The organism is Pseudorhodoferax sp. Leaf274, from assembly GCF_001422445.1.
In the GTDB taxonomy this organism is placed as follows: domain Bacteria; phylum Pseudomonadota; class Gammaproteobacteria; order Burkholderiales; family Burkholderiaceae_C; genus Pseudorhodoferax.
The window spans coordinates 1,129,722-1,146,890 of record NZ_LMNA01000001.1 but is presented as its reverse complement, the minus strand read 5'-3'; the positions used below and the strand labels follow the sequence as shown (position 1 = coordinate 1,146,890).

The following is a 17,169-nucleotide window of genomic DNA, read 5'->3' as shown; positions in this document are numbered from 1 at the left end:
TGGGTGCGCCCCTTGAGGGGTCTCTCGGATGGCTACACGCGCAGTGCGCCAGCCGAGCGGGGCGGACCTGACTTCAGCGCAGGCCGAAGAACGACAGGACGGCGATGACGACGACGACCAGACCGACGATGTAGATGACGGAGTTCATGGTGTAAGAACGGTTTTGTTGAAGACAGCCTGAGCATGCGCTGCCGGGCGCCTGGCCGCTGTCGGCGCCCGTCGGCGCCCGTTGTAGGACGCCTGAAGACGCTTTCAGAGCCCGCGCAGCAGGTTGGCCAGTTCCACGGCCGACTTGACTTCCATCTTGTCGAACACCCGCGCGCGGTGCACCTCCACCGTGCGCACGCTGATCTCCAGCTGGTCGGCGATGAGCTTGTTGGGCATGCCCTCGACCACGAGGCGCATGACGTCGCGCTCGCGCTCGGTCAGCTCCGTCAGCCGCGTGCGCAGCAGCGCCTCGCGCTGGCGGGCCTGCAGCGTGCGGGCCGACAGGGCCAGCGCCTGCTCGATGCGGTCGACCAGCGCGTTGTCCGAGAACGGCTTCTCGCAGAAGTCGAAGGCGCCACGCTTGACGGCATCCACGGCGGTCGGCACGTCGGCATGGCCGGTCAGGAAGATCACCGGCAGCACCTGGTGCAGCCCCTGGGCCACGAGCCGGTCGAACAGCTCCAGCCCGCTCATGCCGGGCATGCGCACGTCCAGCAGCAGGCAGCTGGCCTGCGTGGGCAGGTAGCCGGCCTGCAGCCGCGCGTCGAAGGCCTCGGCGCTGTCGAAGCCTTCGGAGAGCAGCCGGCGCGAGCGCAGCAGCCAGGACAGCGCGTCGCGCACGCCGGCGTCGTCGTCGACGATGTGGACCAGGGCGTCCTTAGGAAGTTGCATGCGAGGTCTCCGCCACGCTGCCCGGAAGCAGTGGCATGGGGTCGGTGGGGGGTTCGAGGTCGGCCGGCGCGGTCGGCAGCGTGAAGCGGAACACGGTGCCGCGCGGCTGGCGCGCCTCATACACCATGGAGCCGCCATGCTGCTCGACCACCGTGCGGCACAGCGACAGGCCCAGGCCCATGCCTTCGGCCTTGGTCGTGAAGAAGGGCGTGAACAGGCGCTGCGCCACCTCGGGCGCGATGCCGGCGCCGCAGTCGGCCACGCTGAATTCCAGCCAGCCCTGCGGCCGCGTGGCACCGGCGCGCGGGCCGGCCGGCGCCACGCGCAGCAGCAGCTCGCGCTGGGCCACGGGTGCGCCGTCCATGGCCTGCATGCCGTTGCGCGCCAGGTTCAGCAGCACCTGCTCGACCATGGTGCGGTCGCACTGCACGCGCGGCAGGCCGGGCGCGACCTCGGTGCGCACGCGCACGGCCAGCTTGCGCGCCTGCAGGCTCACGAGCGGCCAGATCGCATCGAGCAGGTCCTGCGGCGCCACCGCCTCGTGCACCTCGTCGCGCCGGCGCACGAAGTCGTGCACGCTCTTGATCACGCGGCCGGCGCGCTCGGCCTGCTCGGCGATGCGCCGCATGGCCATCGCCATGTCGGCCGCCGCGGCCGGCTCGTGCGCCAGCATGTTCAGCGCGCCGGTGGCGTAGCTGGAGATGGCGGCCAGCGGCTGGTTCAGCTCATGGCTCAGCAGCGAGGCCATCTCGCCCACCGTGGCCAGGCGCGCCGTGGCCTGCAGCCGCTCCTGGCTGGCGCGCGAGAGCTCTTCCACGCGGCGCTGCTCGCTGATGTCCAGGAAGGCACTCATCCAGCCGGTCTGCAAGCCCTGCGCGTTGATCAGCGGCGCCTCGATGATCAGCACCGGAAAGCGCGTGCCGTCCTTGTGCTGGAACACCGATTCGTAGCCCTCGCGCGGCGGCATCTTGCCGGCCAGCCGGATCGCCTGGCGCTGCTCGTACTCGCCGATCAGCTCGGGCGGCCAGTACGGCGCCGGCGCGGCCTTGCCCCAGAGCTCCTCGGGCGCATAGCCGACCATGCTGCAGAACGCGGGGTTGACGTAGGTGATGCGGCCGTCGAGGTCGCGCGCGCGCAGGCCGGTCAGCAGCGAGTCCTCCATGGCCTTGCGGAAGGCCAGCGCATCGGCCAGGTCGCGTTCGGCGCGCTGGCGCCGGCGCATGTCCTTGGCCAGCAGCATGAGCACCGAGACGAGCGCGATGGACATGCCGGTGACCAGCGCGGTCATGACGTTGGGCAACAGGTCGGGCGCGGCACGCCAGCTGGCCAGGCGCAGCAGCATGGGGTTGCCGGGCAGATCCAGCAGCTGCTGCGCGGTGAACACGCGGGCACCGCGGCGCGTGGCGCCGTGCAGCGCCAGCCGCGTGCCGTCGGCCTCGATGAACGAGGCCTCCTGGTAGTGCGGCAGCTGGCGGCCCAGGAATTCGGCCAGGATGTCCTGCAGCGCGTAGGTGGCCAGCACGTAGCCGGTCACGCGGCCATCGGCCTGCAGCGGCAGGCACAGGTCCATGACCTCCATGCCGCGGCCGTCGCGCTGCGGCAGGTAGTAGCTGGCGGAATAGGCCGGGCCGTTCAGGCGGCGCGCCGTGGCGCAGTTCAGCGCCACGTCGCCCAGCGTTTCCTGCCGCGGCAGCAGGCTGAACACGGGCGCACGGTAGGGCGTGTCGGCTTCGCCCAGCAGCCGCTGGCCGCTGCTGCGCCACTCCAGCCGCATGATCTCGCGCCGCTCGCGCAGCAGCTCGGACGCGCGCCGGCCCCAGTCCTCGGCCAGCGGGTCGGCCGCGTGCAGGGCCTGCAGGCTCTGCACATTGCGGATCAGCGCGGTGCGGATGTCGGCCACGGCATCGGCGGTGTCGCGCTCGACCTTGCCCTGCACCTGGGTGGCCTCGTAGCGCCCGGCCAGCCAGACCAGCGTGCCGAGCAGCCCGACCACCAATGCGGTCAGCAGCGTCCACAGCGACCAGCGCCGCTGGATGAACTGCGCCCATTGGCGCAGCAGCCCGGGCAGGAAGAAGCCGCTCATGGGTCGCCCCTTTGGCCTGCGCTCACAGCAGCCGGTGCTCCAGCGCGGGCAGCTGGCGGCGCGATTGCGCCAGCCGCTCGGCGTCCAGGTCGCCCAGCACGCAGGCCGGACCTTCGGCCTGCTCGGCCAGCACCTGGCCCCAGGGGTCCACCAGCATGCTGTGGCCCCAGGTGCGCCGGCCGTTCTCGTGCAGGCCACCCTGGGCCGGCGCCAGCACGTAGGCCAGGTTCTCGATGGCGCGCGCACGCAGCAGCGTCTGCCAGTGCGCCTGGCCGGTGGTGTGCGTGAACGCGCTGGGCACCAGCAGCAGGTCGGCGCCCTGCGCGGCATACGTGCGGTACAGCTCGGGAAAGCGCAGGTCGTAGCAGACCGACAGGCCGACGCGCCAGGCGCGGCCGTCGCGCGCGGTGAGCGTGAACAGCGCGGGCGCGCTGCCGCGTTCGAGCACGCGCGATTCGTCGAAGCGCTCCGTGCCGTTGTCGAAGCGGAACAGGTGGATCTTGTCGTAGCGGGCCACGCAGGCGCCGCCGGGGTCGAACACCAGCGAGGTGTTGCGCACGCGCGTGCCATCGCCGGCCGTGACCGGCAGCGTGCCGCCGACGATCCACAGGCCGAGTTCGCGCGCCGCGCCGGCCAGGAAGTCCTGGATCGGCCCCGCGCCGAACGGCTCCTGGATCGCGAGCTTGTCGGTGTCGCGCGCACCGAGCAGGCAGAAGTACTCGGGCAGCACGGCCAGCTCGGCGCCCGCGCGGGCGGCCTCTTCGAGCAGGCCGCGCGCGGCGGCCAGGTTGTCCTCCAGGCGCATGCCGGAGACCATCTGCAGGGCGGCCAGTTTCATCGCACGGTTCCCTTCTTGTCGCTGTCATCGGCCTGCGCGCTCGCCGCGCTGCGCGCCACGCGCTCGATGCGTGGCTCGCTCCAGGTGCCGTCGATCTGGAACTGCTGCGTGGCCGCCTCCATCAGCGGACGGCGCAGCACCCACTGCGCGAGGAAGGTTCCGAGGCCGATGGCCGGGTTGATGACCGAGGCCACCAGCGAGGCCGTGCCAGCGTTGATCTCGGGCACCACCACCACGCGCAGGTCCTGCGTCTCGTGGGCGATGTCGGCCCGGCCATCCATCAGCACGGCCGCGTTGACGCCCTTCATCTGCAGGTTGTTGGAGCTGACCACGCCGCGCGCCACCTGCGCGTCGCCGCGCAGGAAGTCGAACGCGAAGCCCTCGCTGAACAGGTCGCGGAAGTCCAGCGTGAGCCGGCGCGGCAGCGCCTGCAGGCTCAGCACGCCGAGCAGCCGCGCCACGCCCGCGTCGGCCTTGAGGAACTGGCCTTCGCGCACGTCCAGGTGCAGCCGCCCGGTCATGCTGGGGTAGTCCAGCGCAAGCGGCGAGCCGTCCCAGGCCACCGTGCCGTCCAGCTGGCCGTTGCCGCGCCGGAACACGCCGGCCATGCCCAGCCGCGTGAGCAGCGCGCCGGCATCGTCGATGGCGAGCTTGAAGTCCATGGCCGTGCGGCGGCCGGGGCCGCCCACGCCGCCGCGCGCGCCCCACTGCCCCGAGGCCTCGAAGCGCGCCTCGGGCAGGCGCAGCGCCAGCTTGTGCAGCTGCCACTCCGCGCCCTGGTTGACGGCGTTGACCTCCAGCCGGCCGAGCTTCTTGCCGCGCAGTTCGAAGTCGTCCACCACGATGTCCAGCGCCGGCACGCTGGAGGGCTGCTCGTCCAGCAGCGTGGTGACCTCTTCCTCCTCGCCGGCGGCGATCACGAGCCGCTGCAGCCGCGCGTGCACGTTGCCGGGCTGGCTGCCGGTGCCCTGGCGGTATTCGAGTTGGCCGGCCAGCTCGCGTGCCTCGATGCGGGCACGCCATGTGCCGCCTTCGCGCGAACCGTCCAGCGCCAGCTGGTGCAGGCGGCGGCTGCCCCAGCGCAATTCGCCTGCGCGCAGCGCGAAGCGGTCGGGCAGGTAGCCGGCATCGATGCCTGCGCCCGCCCCAGCGGCCACCGGGTCGTCGCCCAGCCCGCCCGCCAGCGCCAGCCAGGCGTCGAGCGCGACGGCGTCGAGCCGCAGGTCGATGGCCACGCCCTGGGCCGGCAGCGTGGCGGCCTCGCCGGCCGGCAGGCCCACGCCGATGCCGCCGCGCAGCACACGCGGGCTGGCGCCCGCGGTGTCGCGCTCGAAGCGCGCCTGCAGCACCGTGCCCAGGCCCAGCGCAAGGACATCCTGCTGGTTGGCCTGCTGCGCCAGCGCCACCCGCAGCGGCATGGCGGTGTCGGCCGGCTTGGCCAGCGGCGCCGGCAGGTCCAGGGCCAGGCCCTGCAGCGGGCTGTCGAGCGTGAAGGCCAGCGCGCCATCGGCACCGCGCGTGAGGGCCGCCGTGTAGGCCGCGCTGCCGCTGGTGCGCGCGGCCAGCCGCGCGAGCGCGCCCAGTTCGCCGGCCTGGCGCAGCCCCTCGGCCGTGGCCGTGCCCTGCGCGCGCACGGCCAGCGCGCCGGCCTGCAACCCGCCGTCCAGCCGCATCTCGCCGCCCAGCACGGCGGTCTGCACGCCGGCCAGCGTGAAACCGGTGTCGCTGAAGGCCACCGTTCCGCGCGTGCGCGCCAGCTGCGGCGTGCCGGGCCGCAGCACGATGTCGTTGCCGGCCAGCAGCACGCTGCCCTGCACGCGGCTGTTGTCCAGCCGGCCCAGCGGCAGGGCCAGCTGCAGCTTGAGGTCGGCGGCGCCGCTGCCCTGGGCCTCGGCCAGCGCGCCCTCGGTCATCTGCGCCAGCGGCGACGCGGCGACAGCGGCCAGCATGCCGGTGAGCGGACCCCGGCCCTCGGCGCGCACGGCCACCTCGGGGTGGTTGAAGTCGGCGATGTCCGCCTCGGCCTTGGCCACGGTGAAGCCACCGGCCTCTGCCAGCTGGCCGCGCGCGTTGCGCACCTGCATGCCGTTGCGGTCGAACACCAGCCGCCCGGCCAGGCCGGTCAGCGCCGGCCAGGGGCGTTCGCCGGCGTCCTGCAGGCTGGTCGGCACGTAGGCGTACTGCACGTCCTCGACCTCGGCAGCGATGTGGAACTCGCCGAGCTTGGGGTCCTGGTAGGGGAAGTGGTCGAGGTCGCCGCGCACCTTGAACTGCACGCTGCTGGCGCGCCCGCGCTGCACGGCGTCGCGCACGTAGTGGCGGGCCTCGTCGCCCACGGCCAGCGGCAGGTAGCGGTGCACGCGCGTGCCATCGGCGCGCGTGAGCCGGCCTTCGAGCTCCAGCGTGCCGGGACCGTGCGGCGCGCCATCGCCCGCGGCTTCGGCGCGGCTGTCCCAGCGCGCCTGCAGCTGGCCGGCGGCATCGGCATTGGCAAAGCGCAGCTCGGGCACCTGCACGGCCAGCCGCGCACCCTCGTGCTGCCAGCGCACCAGGCCGTCGAGCTGCGCGATGGGCACGCGCGCCTGCTCGAACACGCCGGGGAACTCCAACGCGCCGTCGGCCAGTGCGAGGCGCGCCTCGCCGCCGCCTTCGGTCAGCGTGAAACCGGCCGACAGGCCTTCGACGCCCGGGCGACCCATGGGGTAGTGCAGGTCGGGGCGGCGCGCCGCAAGCGGGCCGGCGGCCAGCGCGAGGTCTTGCACGTGGCCCTGCACGCGGTAGCTGGCCGGCGCCTCGATGCGGCCTGTCCAGTGCGCCTGCAGCTGCTCGACACGGCCGCGCGGCGCCAGCGCCTGCAGTGCGGCCTGCCAACCGGTGTCCATGTTGGATGCCAGCGGCAGGCGGCCCGCGATCTCGGCCAGCGCGGCCAGGTCGATGTGGTCCACGCGCAGCTCGCCCTGACCGGGCACGCGGCTTTCGCCGCGCATGTAGCTCAGGAACACATCGCCCTGCGGCCATTGCGCGCCCTCGGCCGTGGCAAAGCGCAGCGCCCGGGTCTCCAGCTCCATGCCACTGGCCAGCAGGCGGCCGCGGATGCGCCCCTGCAGCTGTGCCAGCGCGAGCGGCTCCAGGCCCGGCCCCAGGCGGGCGCTCGCGTCGGCCAGGGCCAGGTCGAGCTGGCCGCCCATCGGCTCGCCGTGCACCACGTCGAGCCATGCCCTGAGGCTGCCGCGGCCGGCCAGCAGCTCCACATCGCGCACCACGCCGGGCGGCAGGTGGGCGCGCAGCTGCGCCAGGTCGAGTTGCGCGAACTCGGCGTAGACGGGGCCGTCCCATTCGCGCCAGTTGCCGCGGCGCGGGTTCAGCAGCGACTGGCGCATGGCCGCGCGCAGGCTGAAGCGCTGGCCCCAATCCGGCGGCGGCGTGGCATCGAAGCGGATCTGGTGGCGCCGCGCGCCGTTGCGGATGACCAGGTCGGCGTTCGTCAGTTCCGCCGTGGGCAGGCCGGCGCGTTCGTCGGTCCAGCGCACGGTGGCCTGGCGCACGGCCAGCTCGCGCTGCGAAAAGACCCAGTCGGCGGCGGGGCTGCTGCCGCCCGCGCCTTCGGACATCGCGATGCCGGCCACCAGCAGGCGCCCGTCGGCGCTGCGGCGCAGGTCCAGCACCGGGCCATCGACGACGACCTGCTCGAAACCCAGCCGCACCAGCGAACGCGGCGACAGCAGCGCCGAAACCCTTGCCAGGCGCAGGCCTTCACGGCCCTGGGCGTCGCGCAGCACGACGTCGGTCAGCTCGAAGCTGGGCAGGATGCGGGCCGAACTGGCGGTGATCGCGCCGATCCGCACCTCGGCCCCGAGCGCCCGGCTCGCGGCGGCCTCCAGCTGCGGACGGAATTCGCCGATACGCGGCACAATCCAGCCGTGCAACGCCGCCCATGCGATGCCAACGACCAACCAGGCTCCCAGCACCAGCCCGAGCACCCAGGGCGCCAGGACGGCCGCCAGCTTGAGCAGGCGAGAAGGACGTGGCGTCGGAACTGTCACTTTGAGTAGCTAGATCGGCCAGGAATTATGACCCGCGACCCCGGCACCGGTTCCGTCATCCCCCGTGACCCTTTGTTAACGCAACCCTCTTCCGATTCCCCTGCCGACGCACCGGTCTTGGCTTTGCACTCGCGCTTCGTCCAGCGGCTGCGCCGCCGCTACGCCGCCGAGCTGGCGTTGCTGCCACCGGGCGCCCCGCGCAAGGCCGCCATGCAGGCCGTGCTGGCGCAGCTGATGGCCCAGGGCCATGGCCTCGGCGCAGCGCTGCGCATGCTGCGCCAGATGGTGATGGAGCGCCTGGTGGTGCTCGACTGCGAGCAACAGTCCGAACTGGCGGTGGTGACCCTCGCCGTGACCGAGCTGGCCGAACTGGCGCTGGACCAGGCCCTCCTGCACGCCGAACGCGAACTCGACGAGCGCCACGGCATGCCGCGCACGGCCGATGGACGGCGCGCCCAGCTGTGGGTCATCGGCATGGGCAAGCTGGGCGCACGCGAGCTCAACGTCTCCAGCGACATCGACCTCATCTACATCTACGACCAGGACGGCGAGACCGCCGGCGCGGCCGATGGGCGCGGGCGCATCAGCAACCACGAGTACTTCGCGCGCGCCATCAAGACCATCTACGCGCTGGTCGGCGACACCACCGAGCACGGCTTCGTGTTCCGCGTCGACCTGGCACTGCGCCCGCACGGCAACTCCGGCCCGCCGGCGGTCTCGCTGGGTGCGCTGGAAGACTACCTGCAGGTGCAGGGCCGCGAGTGGGAGCGCTTCGCCTGGCTCAAGAGCCGCGTGGTGGCCCCGCGCCGCTGCGTCGAGGACGGCTCGGCCAGCGAGCTGCGCAGCGTGGTGCTGCCCTTCGTGTTCCGCCGCTACCTGGACTACAGCGTGTTCGAGGCGCTGCGCACGCTGCACCGGCAGATCCGCGAGAACGCCGCGCGCCGCGCCGCCGGCCACCCCGAGCGCGCCAACGACGTCAAGCTCTCGCGCGGCGGCATCCGCGAGATCGAATTCATCGTGCAGCTGCTGCAGGTGGTGCGCGGTGGCCAATTCCCCGAGCTGCGCACGCGCTCCACGCTGGACGCACTGCCGCGCCTGGCCCGCGCCGGCCTGATGCCGCAGGCCACCGCCGAGGCCCTGGCCCAGGCCTACGTGTTCCTGCGCCGCGTGGAGCACCGCATCCAGTACCTGGACGACCAGCAGACCCACGTGCTGCCCTCGGGCGACGACGACCTCGCCTGGATCGCCGGCACGCTGGGCTATGCCTCGTGCTGCCCCTTCCTGTCCGAGCTGGACCAGCACCGCGAGTTCGTGGCGCAGGAGTTCGACATCCTGCTGGGCGGCGACGCCAAGCCCTGCACCGGCAATTGCAAGAAAGGCAGCGCGGCCACGCCGGGCAGCAGCGCGCCCGATTTCGACGCCGTGCTCGAGCGCCTGCCCGCCGACTTCCGCCAGCGCATCGAGGCCTGGCGTGACCACCCGCGCCTGCTGGCGCTGCGCGACGAGAGCCGCGGCCGGCTGCTGCGCCTGGTGCAACGCACGGCCGACTGGCTGCGCGACGAAGGCGCCGACGAGGGCATCGATGCCGCGCACCGGCTGCAGGGCGTGCTGCGCTGGACCGACTGGGTCGAGACGCTGGTGCGCCGCGAGAGCTACCTCGCGCTGCTGCTGGAACGCCCGGCCACGCACGAACGCCTGCTGCGCCTGCTGGGCGCGGCGCGCTGGCCGGCGCGCTACCTGATCCAGCACCCAGGCGTGATCGACGAGCTGGCCTCGGCCACGATGCTGTCCGAACGCTTCGTGCCCGAGGCCTTCGAGCGCGAACTCGAAGAGCGCCGCGCATCGCTGGCACGCACCGGCGAGGACGACGAGGAAGAGCTGCTGAACCTGCTGCGCCGCGCCCACCACGCCGAGGCCTTCCGCACGCTGGCGCGCGACGTCGAGCACCGGCTGACCGTGGAGCAGGTGGCCGACGACCTCTCGGCGCTGGCCGACACCATGCTGCGCGTGACCGCGCGCTGGGCCTGGCAGCGCCTGAAGAACGCGCACCGCGAGGAACCCCAGTACGCCATCATCGGCTACGGCAAGCTGGGCGGAAAGGAGCTCGGCTACGGCAGCGACCTGGACATCGTGTTCGTCTACGAGGACGAGGACGAGCGCGCGCCCGAGGCCTACGCCGCCTTCGTGCGCAAGATGATCAACTGGCTGACCGTCAAGACGCGAGAGGGCGACCTGTTCGAGATCGACACCGCACTGCGGCCCAACGGCAGCTCGGGCCTGTTGATCACCAGCTTCGACGGCTACGCCAACTACCAGAAGGGCCGCGGCAGCAACACCGCCTGGACCTGGGAACACCAGGCCATGACGCGCGCGCGCTTCGTCGTCGGCGTCGAGGCGCTGCGCCCGCGCTTCGATGCCGTGCGCAGTGCCGTGGTCACGGCGGCGCGCGACCCGCAGTCGCTGCGCAGCGAGATCGTGGCCATGCGCGAGAAGGTGCGCACGGCGCACCCCGTGCGCGGCGAGAAGTTCGACCTCAAGCACAGCCCTGGCGGCATGGTCGATGCCGAGTTCGCCGTGCAGTACCTGGTGCTGGCGCATTCGGCCCGGCATGCCGGGCTGATCGACAACGTGGGCAACATCGCGCTGCTGCACCGCGCCGAAGCCTGCGGCCTTCTGCCCACGGGCGTGGGCCACGCCGCCGCCGACGCCTACCGCGAACTGCGCCACCTGCAGCACCGTGCGCGGCTGGACGAAGCACCCACCCAGGTCGACGCACAGGACGTGGCCGGCGAGCGCGATGCGGTGCTGGCGCTGTGGCACGCCGTGTTCGGCCACGACGCCTGAGCCGAGTTCATCCAAGTTCCTGCATGCAAGCATCCCCCCCAAGAAACAAGAAGACGGTGCGCCTGTGGCGCGGCGCATTGGCCTGGTTCATCGCCATCCTGGCGTGGCAGACCTTCCAGTATTTCAGCAACCCGCGGCAGCCGCAGATGGCGGTCCAGGAGCATTCGGCCGGCCGCCAGTTGCGCGGGAGCGAGGTGGTGGCCACCTGCGCGGCCTGCCATGCCTTCTCGGGCGGCGAGAACCGCATCGGCCCGCCCTTGCAGGATCTGTTCGGCAGGCGCGCCGGCACCGCCGCGGGCTTCGCCTATTCGCAGGCCATGCGCGACAGCAACATCGTCTGGAACCAGGACACCTTGCGCAAGTTCCTGCTGGATCCGGCCGGCACCGTGCCCGGCACGGCCATGGCCATCGGCGGGGTATCGCCCGACGATGCACAGGCCATCATCGACTTTCTGGAGGACAACAAGTGACCGCGAGATGTGTGCAGGACGATGCCCTCGCCGCCTGGCGCCGCAGGAGCATGCTGGTGCTCGCGGGCAGCGCCGCCGTGGCGCCCTGCCTGGCCGCGACGGGCAATGCCTCGGGCGGTTCGGGCCTGCTGGCGCTGGCGCATGAACTCGGCCTGACCGGCATGGGCGCGCGCGGCCTGATCCGCCGGGTCGGCGACGCGCTGGGACCGCAGCAGATGGAGCGCCAGCGGCTGGCCCTCATGCAGCGCATGGACGCCTGTGGCTGCGCGATGGACGAGATGGCCGACCTGGTTCGCATGTGGGCGCGTGACGACTTCTCGCAGGACCGCACGACGACCGTGGGAGGCCTGCGCTTTGCGGACACCGAGATCGCGGTGTTCGCACTGGTCGGCAACGGCTAGGCGGATCGGCATGGCGAACTACATCGACGCGCGAACCACGCTGCCCGCCGAGATCCAGGCGGATGTCTGCATCGTCGGCGGCGGTGCCGCAGGCGTGACGCTGGCCGTGACACTCGCACGGCCAGACCTGAAAGTGGTGTTGATCGAATCCGGATCGCTGCAGCTCGAAGGCGAAACGCAGCAGCTGTACAACGCGCGCCAGACCGGCCTGCGCTACTACAACATGGCGGCATGCCGCCTGCGCTACTTCGGTGGCACGACCAACCATTGGAGCGGCTATTGCCGCGAGAACGACCCGATCGACTACGAGGGACGACCCGACATGGGGGTGCCGGCCTGGCCGATCACCTACGACGAGATCTCGCCGTATGTGAAGAAGGCGATCAGCGTGATGCGTCTTCCGGCGGCGGAGTTCGATCCGTTCGTCAAGGCGGCGCGGCATGGGGTGCCGCGCGAACGGCTCATCGACAGCATGTCCGATGACTTCGAGACCAAGGTGTTCCAGATCGTCCCGAAGCGCCGCATCCACGACCTGCACGGCGAGGCGCTGGCGGCGCAGGGCGCCCTGGACATCTACCTACACGCCAACGTCACCCACCTGCAGCTGAACCCGCAGGCGAACCGCGTCGTCAGCGCCACGGTCAAGACCCTGGGCGGCACGGCATCCGTGGTCAAGGCCAAGGCCTTCGTGCTGTGCGCGCACGCCGTGGAGAACGCGCGGCTGCTGCTGGCGTCCAACGATGTGATGCCGATGGGCATCGGCAACCGCTCGGACCATGTGGGACGCTACTTCATGGAGCACGCCAACGTGCAGTCCGGCCTGTTGTTCCCGAGCGCCAAGTTTCCCGTCCTGTACAACTACCGTTGGGCAACCCGGTACGACACCAACGCCAACCTGGGCTTCTCCGCAAAAGCCATGCGGCGCGAGAAGCTGCTGCAGTACTACTGCCGCTTCGTGCCGATTCCATTGGACCAGACGATGGAGGGGGCCTATGGCCACCTGATCGGCGACTTCTGGTCGCGCGGCAGCCTGGCCACGATCGAGGCGCTGAAGACGGTGGCAGGCGACATGCCAGGCGCTGCACGGTTCATCACCTCGCGCCTGCGCGATGGCGTGCCGCCGGTCGCGGCCTATGAACTGGACCACCGCATCGAGCAGGCGCCCAACCCCGATTCGCGCGTCACGCTCGGTCCTGCCCGCGATGCCTTGGGCGTCCCCGAGGTCGTGCTGCATTGGGCGCTGAACGACCTGGACTACCACACCTTCTCGCGTGGCCAGGAGTTGATGCGGGAATCGGTCGAACGCCTGGGGCTGGGCCGGGTCGAAGCGCCACCGCTGACGCCTGAGCGGATCCGCGAATCGGTCAAGGGTCACTTCCACCACATCGGCACGACACGCATGAGCGCGCGCCCCGAGGATGGCGTGGTGGACCGCGACTGCCGCGTGCATGGCGTCGGCAACCTGTACGTGGGCGGCAGCAGCATCTTCACGACGGCTGGCTATTCGGGCCCGACCATGATGATCGTGGCCTTCGCCCTGCGGCTGGCCGAGCATCTGCAGACCACCTGGAAGCGCGCATGAAGGCCTGGCTCATCCAACTGATCGCACCGTGGGTGGTGTTCTTCCTGCCCTGGTCCGTGGCCGTCTACCAACGCCGCTGGGTCCTGGCGGGATGCCTGTTCGTCCTCTGGAGTGCGGCCCTGCTGTGCGCGGCGCTGCGGTGGTCCGGGCCCGGCATGCTGCTGTTCGCCGCGGTCGGTACGCTGACCGTGCTGACCACGACCATCGAAGTCGACGCGTAACCGGTCGCCCGGCCGTGCCGGGTGGGGCGCCCTCAGGCCAGCCCCAGCAACGCACGCATGCGCGCCAGCGCGGCGGCACGCGGCCGTTCGCCGCAGGACCTCCGATTCGCTGCCGACCTGACCGCTACCCCGCGTGCCCAGCGCCGCACAGCAGGTCCTTGACCGAACGCAGCCCCAGCCGCCGGAACGCGCGGTACTGCAGCGTGCGCACGGTGCTGAGCGCCACACCCAGGTCTTGCGCGGCTTGGCTGGCCGTGCGGCCGGCCGCGAGCCGGTCCAGCACCTCGCGTTCGCGCGGGCTCAGGCGCAGCAGCTCGCCCGCCACCACGGCCGCTCCGGATGCACCGGGCGCCGCCACACGGCCATGCGCCGCCGTGGCATCGGCCAGCAGGCAAGCGTGCGCCTGCAGCAACGCGAAGTCGGCCGCCGCGAATTCCGGCTGCGCCAGGCTGCGGTAGAAGCTGATCGCAGCGCGCTGCCCGCCCGGCGACAGCACCAGCACCGAGGCCCGTTCGCGGATGCCGACGTCGGTGTAGCAGGCCGCGCGGTAGCCGGCATCGGCCAATTCCTCGCCGCGGTGGTGGCCCAGCCACAGTTGGGCGCGCGCCGGCCGCTTGCGCGCCGCCAGCCAGACCATCATCGGGTCGACGCGGTCATAGCGCTGCGCCACGTAGCGCCCGGCGGTGCGCTCGGCGGTATCGCCGTAGCTGCTGGCGGCCGAGACCGTCTCGATGCGGCCGCTCGCACCCACGGCGAACACGGTGCAGAAGGTCACGGGCAACAGCCCCTGCACCGCGGCCAGGTAGTGCGCGGCCAGCCGCGGCGTGCCCACGCCGGCCAGCACGCCGGCCACCACGCGGGGGGCGAGCGGCAGGTCGTCCGGGGTCAGGCGCCAGCGTTGCATGCTTGTGGGTGTTGTCATCAGAAGTTACTACACACGGGGCCGGGCGTGCTTCGGACAATCCCGCCAACCGCAGAGCAGGAGACACGCATGCCCGAGACCGAACCGCTGCCGCCGCCCGTGGGCGCTTTCCACTACATGCGCTTCGCGCCTCTGCTCCCGCCGCTGCGCGATGGCGTGGAGCAGCGCCGCCACGCCGTGGCGATCGCCGGCGGCGGCCCGGTCGGCATGGCGCTGGCGCTGGGCCTGGCCGCGCAGGGCGTGGCCTGCGTGCTGCTGGAAGCCGACGACACGGTCTGCACGGGCAGCCGCGCCATCTGCGTGTCGCGCCGCAGCCTGCAGATCCTGCAGCGCCTGGGCGCGCTCGATGCGTTCCTGGCCAAGGGCCTGCCCTGGCGCAGCGGGCGCAGCTTCTACAAGACCACCGAGGTCTTGCGCTTCGAGATGCCGCACAGCGCCGGCGAGAAGCTGCCGCCGATGCTGAATCTCTCGCAGTACTACATCGAGCAGTTCCTGCTGGACGCCATCGTCCGCCGCAACGCGGCCACGCCCGGCCTGATCGACCTGCGCTGGGGCACGGCGCTGGCCGGCTTCGCGCAGCAGGCCGACGGCGTGCGCCTGCAGGCCCGCAACGCGCTGGGCGACTACGCGCTCGATGCCGACTGGCTGGTGGCCTGCGACGGCGGCCAGAGCTTCGTGCGCAAGGCCATGGGCCTGGAACTGCACGGTGCGGCCTACGAGGGCCGCTACGTGATCATCGACATCGAATTGCCGAGCCGGCACCCGGCCGAACGCCGCGCCTGGTTCGACCCGCCGTGGAACCCCGGCTCCACCGTGCTCATGCATCCGCAGCCCGACGACATCTGGCGCATCGACTACCAGCTGCGCCCGGGCCAGAGCACCGAAGAGGCGCTGCAGCCCGAGGCCGTGCGCGCCTTCGTGCAGCGCCACCTGGACGCCATCGGCGAAGGCCATCTGCCCTGGAAGCCGGTCTGGACCTCGGTCTACCGCGCCGGTGCGATGACGCTCGACAGTTACCGCCACGGCCGCGTGCTGTTCGCCGGCAACGCCGCACACGCCATGCCGATCTTCGGCGTGCGCGGGCTCAACTCGGGCTTCGACGACGCCGACAACCTGGCCTGGAAGCTGGCGCTGGTGGCCCAGGGCAAGGCCGGTACCGCGCTGCTGGACAGCTATTCGCACGAACGCATCGCCGCCTTCCACACCAACGCCGCGAGCGCCATGCGCAGCACCGAGTTCATGTCGCCGCCCTCGCGCGGCTTCGACCTGCTGCGCGAGGCGGCGCTGTCGCTGGCCGAGCGGCACCGCGGCATCGCCCAGCTCGTCAACCCGCGCCAGACCGAGGCCGTGCGCTATGCGGATTCGCCGCTGTCCACGCCCGATGCGGCCGACCTGGCCGGCCCTGGCCCGGGCGAGGTGCTGCCCGACCGGCCGCTGGCGCGCGGCCACCTGCTCGACGGCATGGGCCTCGGCTTCACGCTGCTGCAGATGGGCGGCGGCGACGCGCTGGAACACGAGGTCCGCGCGGCCGAACAGCGCAGCGGCCTGCCGCTGGCGCTGCGCCGGCTGCCTGCCGACACCGCCGACACCGCCGGCAACGCTGGAAACGCCGGGTTCGTCGGCCAGCAGCAGGCCAGCTACCTGCTGCGGCCGGACGGCCATATCGCCGCACGCTGGCCCGGTGCGCCGCCGGCCGGCGCCATCGCACAGGCCCTGTGCCGGGCCCTGGGCCAGGACAGCATCCACCACGAGGAGACCACCGCATGACCATCCCCCACGACCCTGTACCCGAGGCCCTGGCCGCATGCCCGCCGGGCATCACCGCGCCCGAATGGGAGGCCCGGTTGCAGCTCGCCGCCTGCTACCGCATCTTCGACCTGTGGGGCTGGAGCGAGGGCATCTACAACCACATCTCGCTGCGCGTTCCCGGGCCCGACCACCACTTCCTGCTGAACCCGTTCGGCCTGCACTACAGCGAAGTCACGGCCTCCAATCTCGTGAAGGTCGACCTGGACGGCCGCCTGCTCAGCGACAGCCCCTGGCCCATCAACCCGGCCGGCTTCACGCCGCATGCGACGCTGCACCGCCACCTGGACGGCGCCCGCTGCGTGATGCACACGCACACCACGGCCGGCATGGCGGTGGCCTGCAGCGCGGAGGGCCTGTCGATCACCAACTTCTACGCGGCCCAGCTCAGCGACCGCGTGGCCTACCACGACTTCGAGGGCATCACGCTGCACGCCGACGAAGGCCCGCGCCTGCTCGCCAGCGTCGGCGAGCGCCAGGCCGTGGTGCTGCGCAACCACGGCCTGCTGGTCTGGAGCGAGACCCTGCCCAAGGCCTTGTACACGCTGTGGGCGCTGCAACGCGCCTGCGAAGTGCAGGTGGCCGGCGCCGCGCTGGGCCTGCGCCAGCCCATCGCCGAGTCCGTGCGCCAGGGCTGCGTGGAGGATGCGCGCCGCTTCCTGCGCGGCGACGCGATGGGCCAGGACCTGTTCGCAGCGATGCTGCGGCGCATCGACCGGCTGGATCCGACATGGAAGCAGTGAGCGCCCTGGACGCCGATGCCCGCGACCGCCTCTACGCGGCCTGCGCCGACGCCATCACAAAGGCCGGGGCCGCACGCGAGGCCCTGTTCCTGGCGCGGCTGGCGCTGCTGCTGATGGAGCAGGTGGGCAACGAGGCCCGCTGCCGCGCGGCGCTGGACGAAGCCCTGCACCAGTTGCCCCTGCCCTCGCTGTCCGCCAGCTGAGAGAGGGCTTCCGACACCGGGATGGGCCCGCACGCTTCGGGCCGCGGCGACATGGGCTCCCGCCAGCAGGCCAGCGGATCTGGATGGTCCATCGCCATCCGTCACGGGCCACCACGCTCGGTGGCCCGGCGCAT

The 17,169-nt window shown here is 72.0% G+C and carries 13 protein-coding genes; 8 read left to right on the top strand and 5 right to left on the bottom strand.

Features of this window, described 5'->3' with window-relative positions; all coding sequences use genetic code 11:
- Positions 1-252 precede the first annotated feature (252 nt).
- Genes ASF44_RS05200 through ASF44_RS05185 form a run of 4 tightly spaced genes read right to left on the bottom strand, consistent with a single transcriptional unit; the run spans position 253 to position 7,843 of the window.
- A complete protein-coding gene (locus ASF44_RS05200) occupies positions 253-879 on the bottom strand; it encodes a response regulator transcription factor (protein ID WP_056898041.1) in 627 nt (208 codons plus the stop codon).
- A complete protein-coding gene (locus ASF44_RS05195; protein WP_082524522.1) occupies positions 866-2,962 on the bottom strand; it encodes a nitrogen regulation protein NR(II) in 2,097 nt (698 codons plus the stop codon). Before ASF44_RS05195 ends, ASF44_RS05200 begins: the two co-directional genes overlap by 14 nt.
- A 22-nt stretch (positions 2,963-2,984) precedes the next feature.
- A complete protein-coding gene (locus ASF44_RS32505; RefSeq protein ID WP_056898040.1) occupies positions 2,985-3,800 on the bottom strand; it encodes a carbon-nitrogen hydrolase family protein in 816 nt (271 codons plus the stop codon).
- Complete coding sequence (locus tag ASF44_RS05185) at positions 3,797-7,843, bottom strand: YhdP family protein (protein ID WP_056898039.1); 4,047 nt, start codon at positions 7,841-7,843, stop codon at positions 3,797-3,799. The genes ASF44_RS32505 and ASF44_RS05185 overlap by 4 nt, the downstream gene beginning before the upstream one ends.
- A gap of 27 nt (positions 7,844-7,870) precedes the next feature.
- On the opposite strand from ASF44_RS05185, the gene glnE reads away from it, so the two are divergent.
- From glnE to ASF44_RS05160, 5 genes are read left to right on the top strand one after another with little or no spacing between them, the layout of a single operon-like run.
- Entirely contained in the window at positions 7,871-10,687 is a 2,817-nt protein-coding gene (gene glnE / locus ASF44_RS05180; protein WP_082524521.1) for a bifunctional [glutamate--ammonia ligase]-adenylyl-L-tyrosine phosphorylase/[glutamate--ammonia-ligase] adenylyltransferase, read from the top strand.
- 23 nt (positions 10,688-10,710) lie between these two features.
- Positions 10,711-11,157: a cytochrome c family protein gene (locus ASF44_RS05175; RefSeq protein ID WP_235579126.1), complete on the top strand. Its 447-nt coding sequence runs from the start codon at positions 10,711-10,713 to the stop codon at positions 11,155-11,157.
- Positions 11,154-11,558, top strand: coding sequence for a hypothetical protein (locus ASF44_RS05170; protein WP_156374352.1), 405 nt, complete (start codon positions 11,154-11,156; stop codon positions 11,556-11,558). The genes ASF44_RS05175 and ASF44_RS05170 overlap by 4 nt, the downstream gene beginning before the upstream one ends.
- 10 nt (positions 11,559-11,568) lie before the next feature.
- Positions 11,569-13,140 carry an FAD-dependent oxidoreductase gene (locus ASF44_RS05165; protein ID WP_056898037.1) on the top strand — a complete coding sequence of 524 codons (1,572 nt, stop codon included), beginning with the start codon at positions 11,569-11,571 and terminating at the stop codon, positions 13,138-13,140.
- Positions 13,137-13,361, top strand: coding sequence for a hypothetical protein (locus tag ASF44_RS05160; RefSeq protein WP_056898036.1), 225 nt, complete (start codon positions 13,137-13,139; stop codon positions 13,359-13,361). Before ASF44_RS05165 ends, ASF44_RS05160 begins: the two co-directional genes overlap by 4 nt.
- A 124-nt stretch (positions 13,362-13,485) precedes the next feature.
- Here the strand turns inward: ASF44_RS05160 and ASF44_RS05155 are convergent, their stop codons facing one another.
- The gene (locus ASF44_RS05155) at positions 13,486-14,265 is read right to left on the bottom strand and encodes a LuxR C-terminal-related transcriptional regulator (protein WP_056898035.1); all 780 of its coding nucleotides are present in this window, start codon (positions 14,263-14,265) and stop codon (positions 13,486-13,488) included.
- Positions 14,266-14,352: 87 nt separating this feature from the next.
- Between ASF44_RS05155 and ASF44_RS05150 the strand changes: the two genes are divergently transcribed.
- The 3 genes from ASF44_RS05150 to ASF44_RS05140 are packed head-to-tail and all read left to right on the top strand — an operon-like array spanning position 14,353 to position 17,035.
- Positions 14,353-16,050 (top strand): FAD-dependent monooxygenase, encoded by a 1,698-nt coding sequence (locus tag ASF44_RS05150; RefSeq protein ID WP_056898034.1) that lies wholly within the window; start codon positions 14,353-14,355, stop codon positions 16,048-16,050.
- Entirely contained in the window at positions 16,047-16,832 is a 786-nt protein-coding gene (locus ASF44_RS05145) for a class II aldolase/adducin family protein (RefSeq protein WP_082524520.1), read from the top strand. Before ASF44_RS05150 ends, ASF44_RS05145 begins: the two co-directional genes overlap by 4 nt.
- Positions 16,820-17,035 carry a hypothetical protein gene (locus ASF44_RS05140; RefSeq protein WP_056898033.1) on the top strand — a complete coding sequence of 72 codons (216 nt, stop codon included), beginning with the start codon at positions 16,820-16,822 and terminating at the stop codon, positions 17,033-17,035. Before ASF44_RS05145 ends, ASF44_RS05140 begins: the two co-directional genes overlap by 13 nt.
- Positions 17,036-17,169 lie beyond the last annotated feature (134 nt).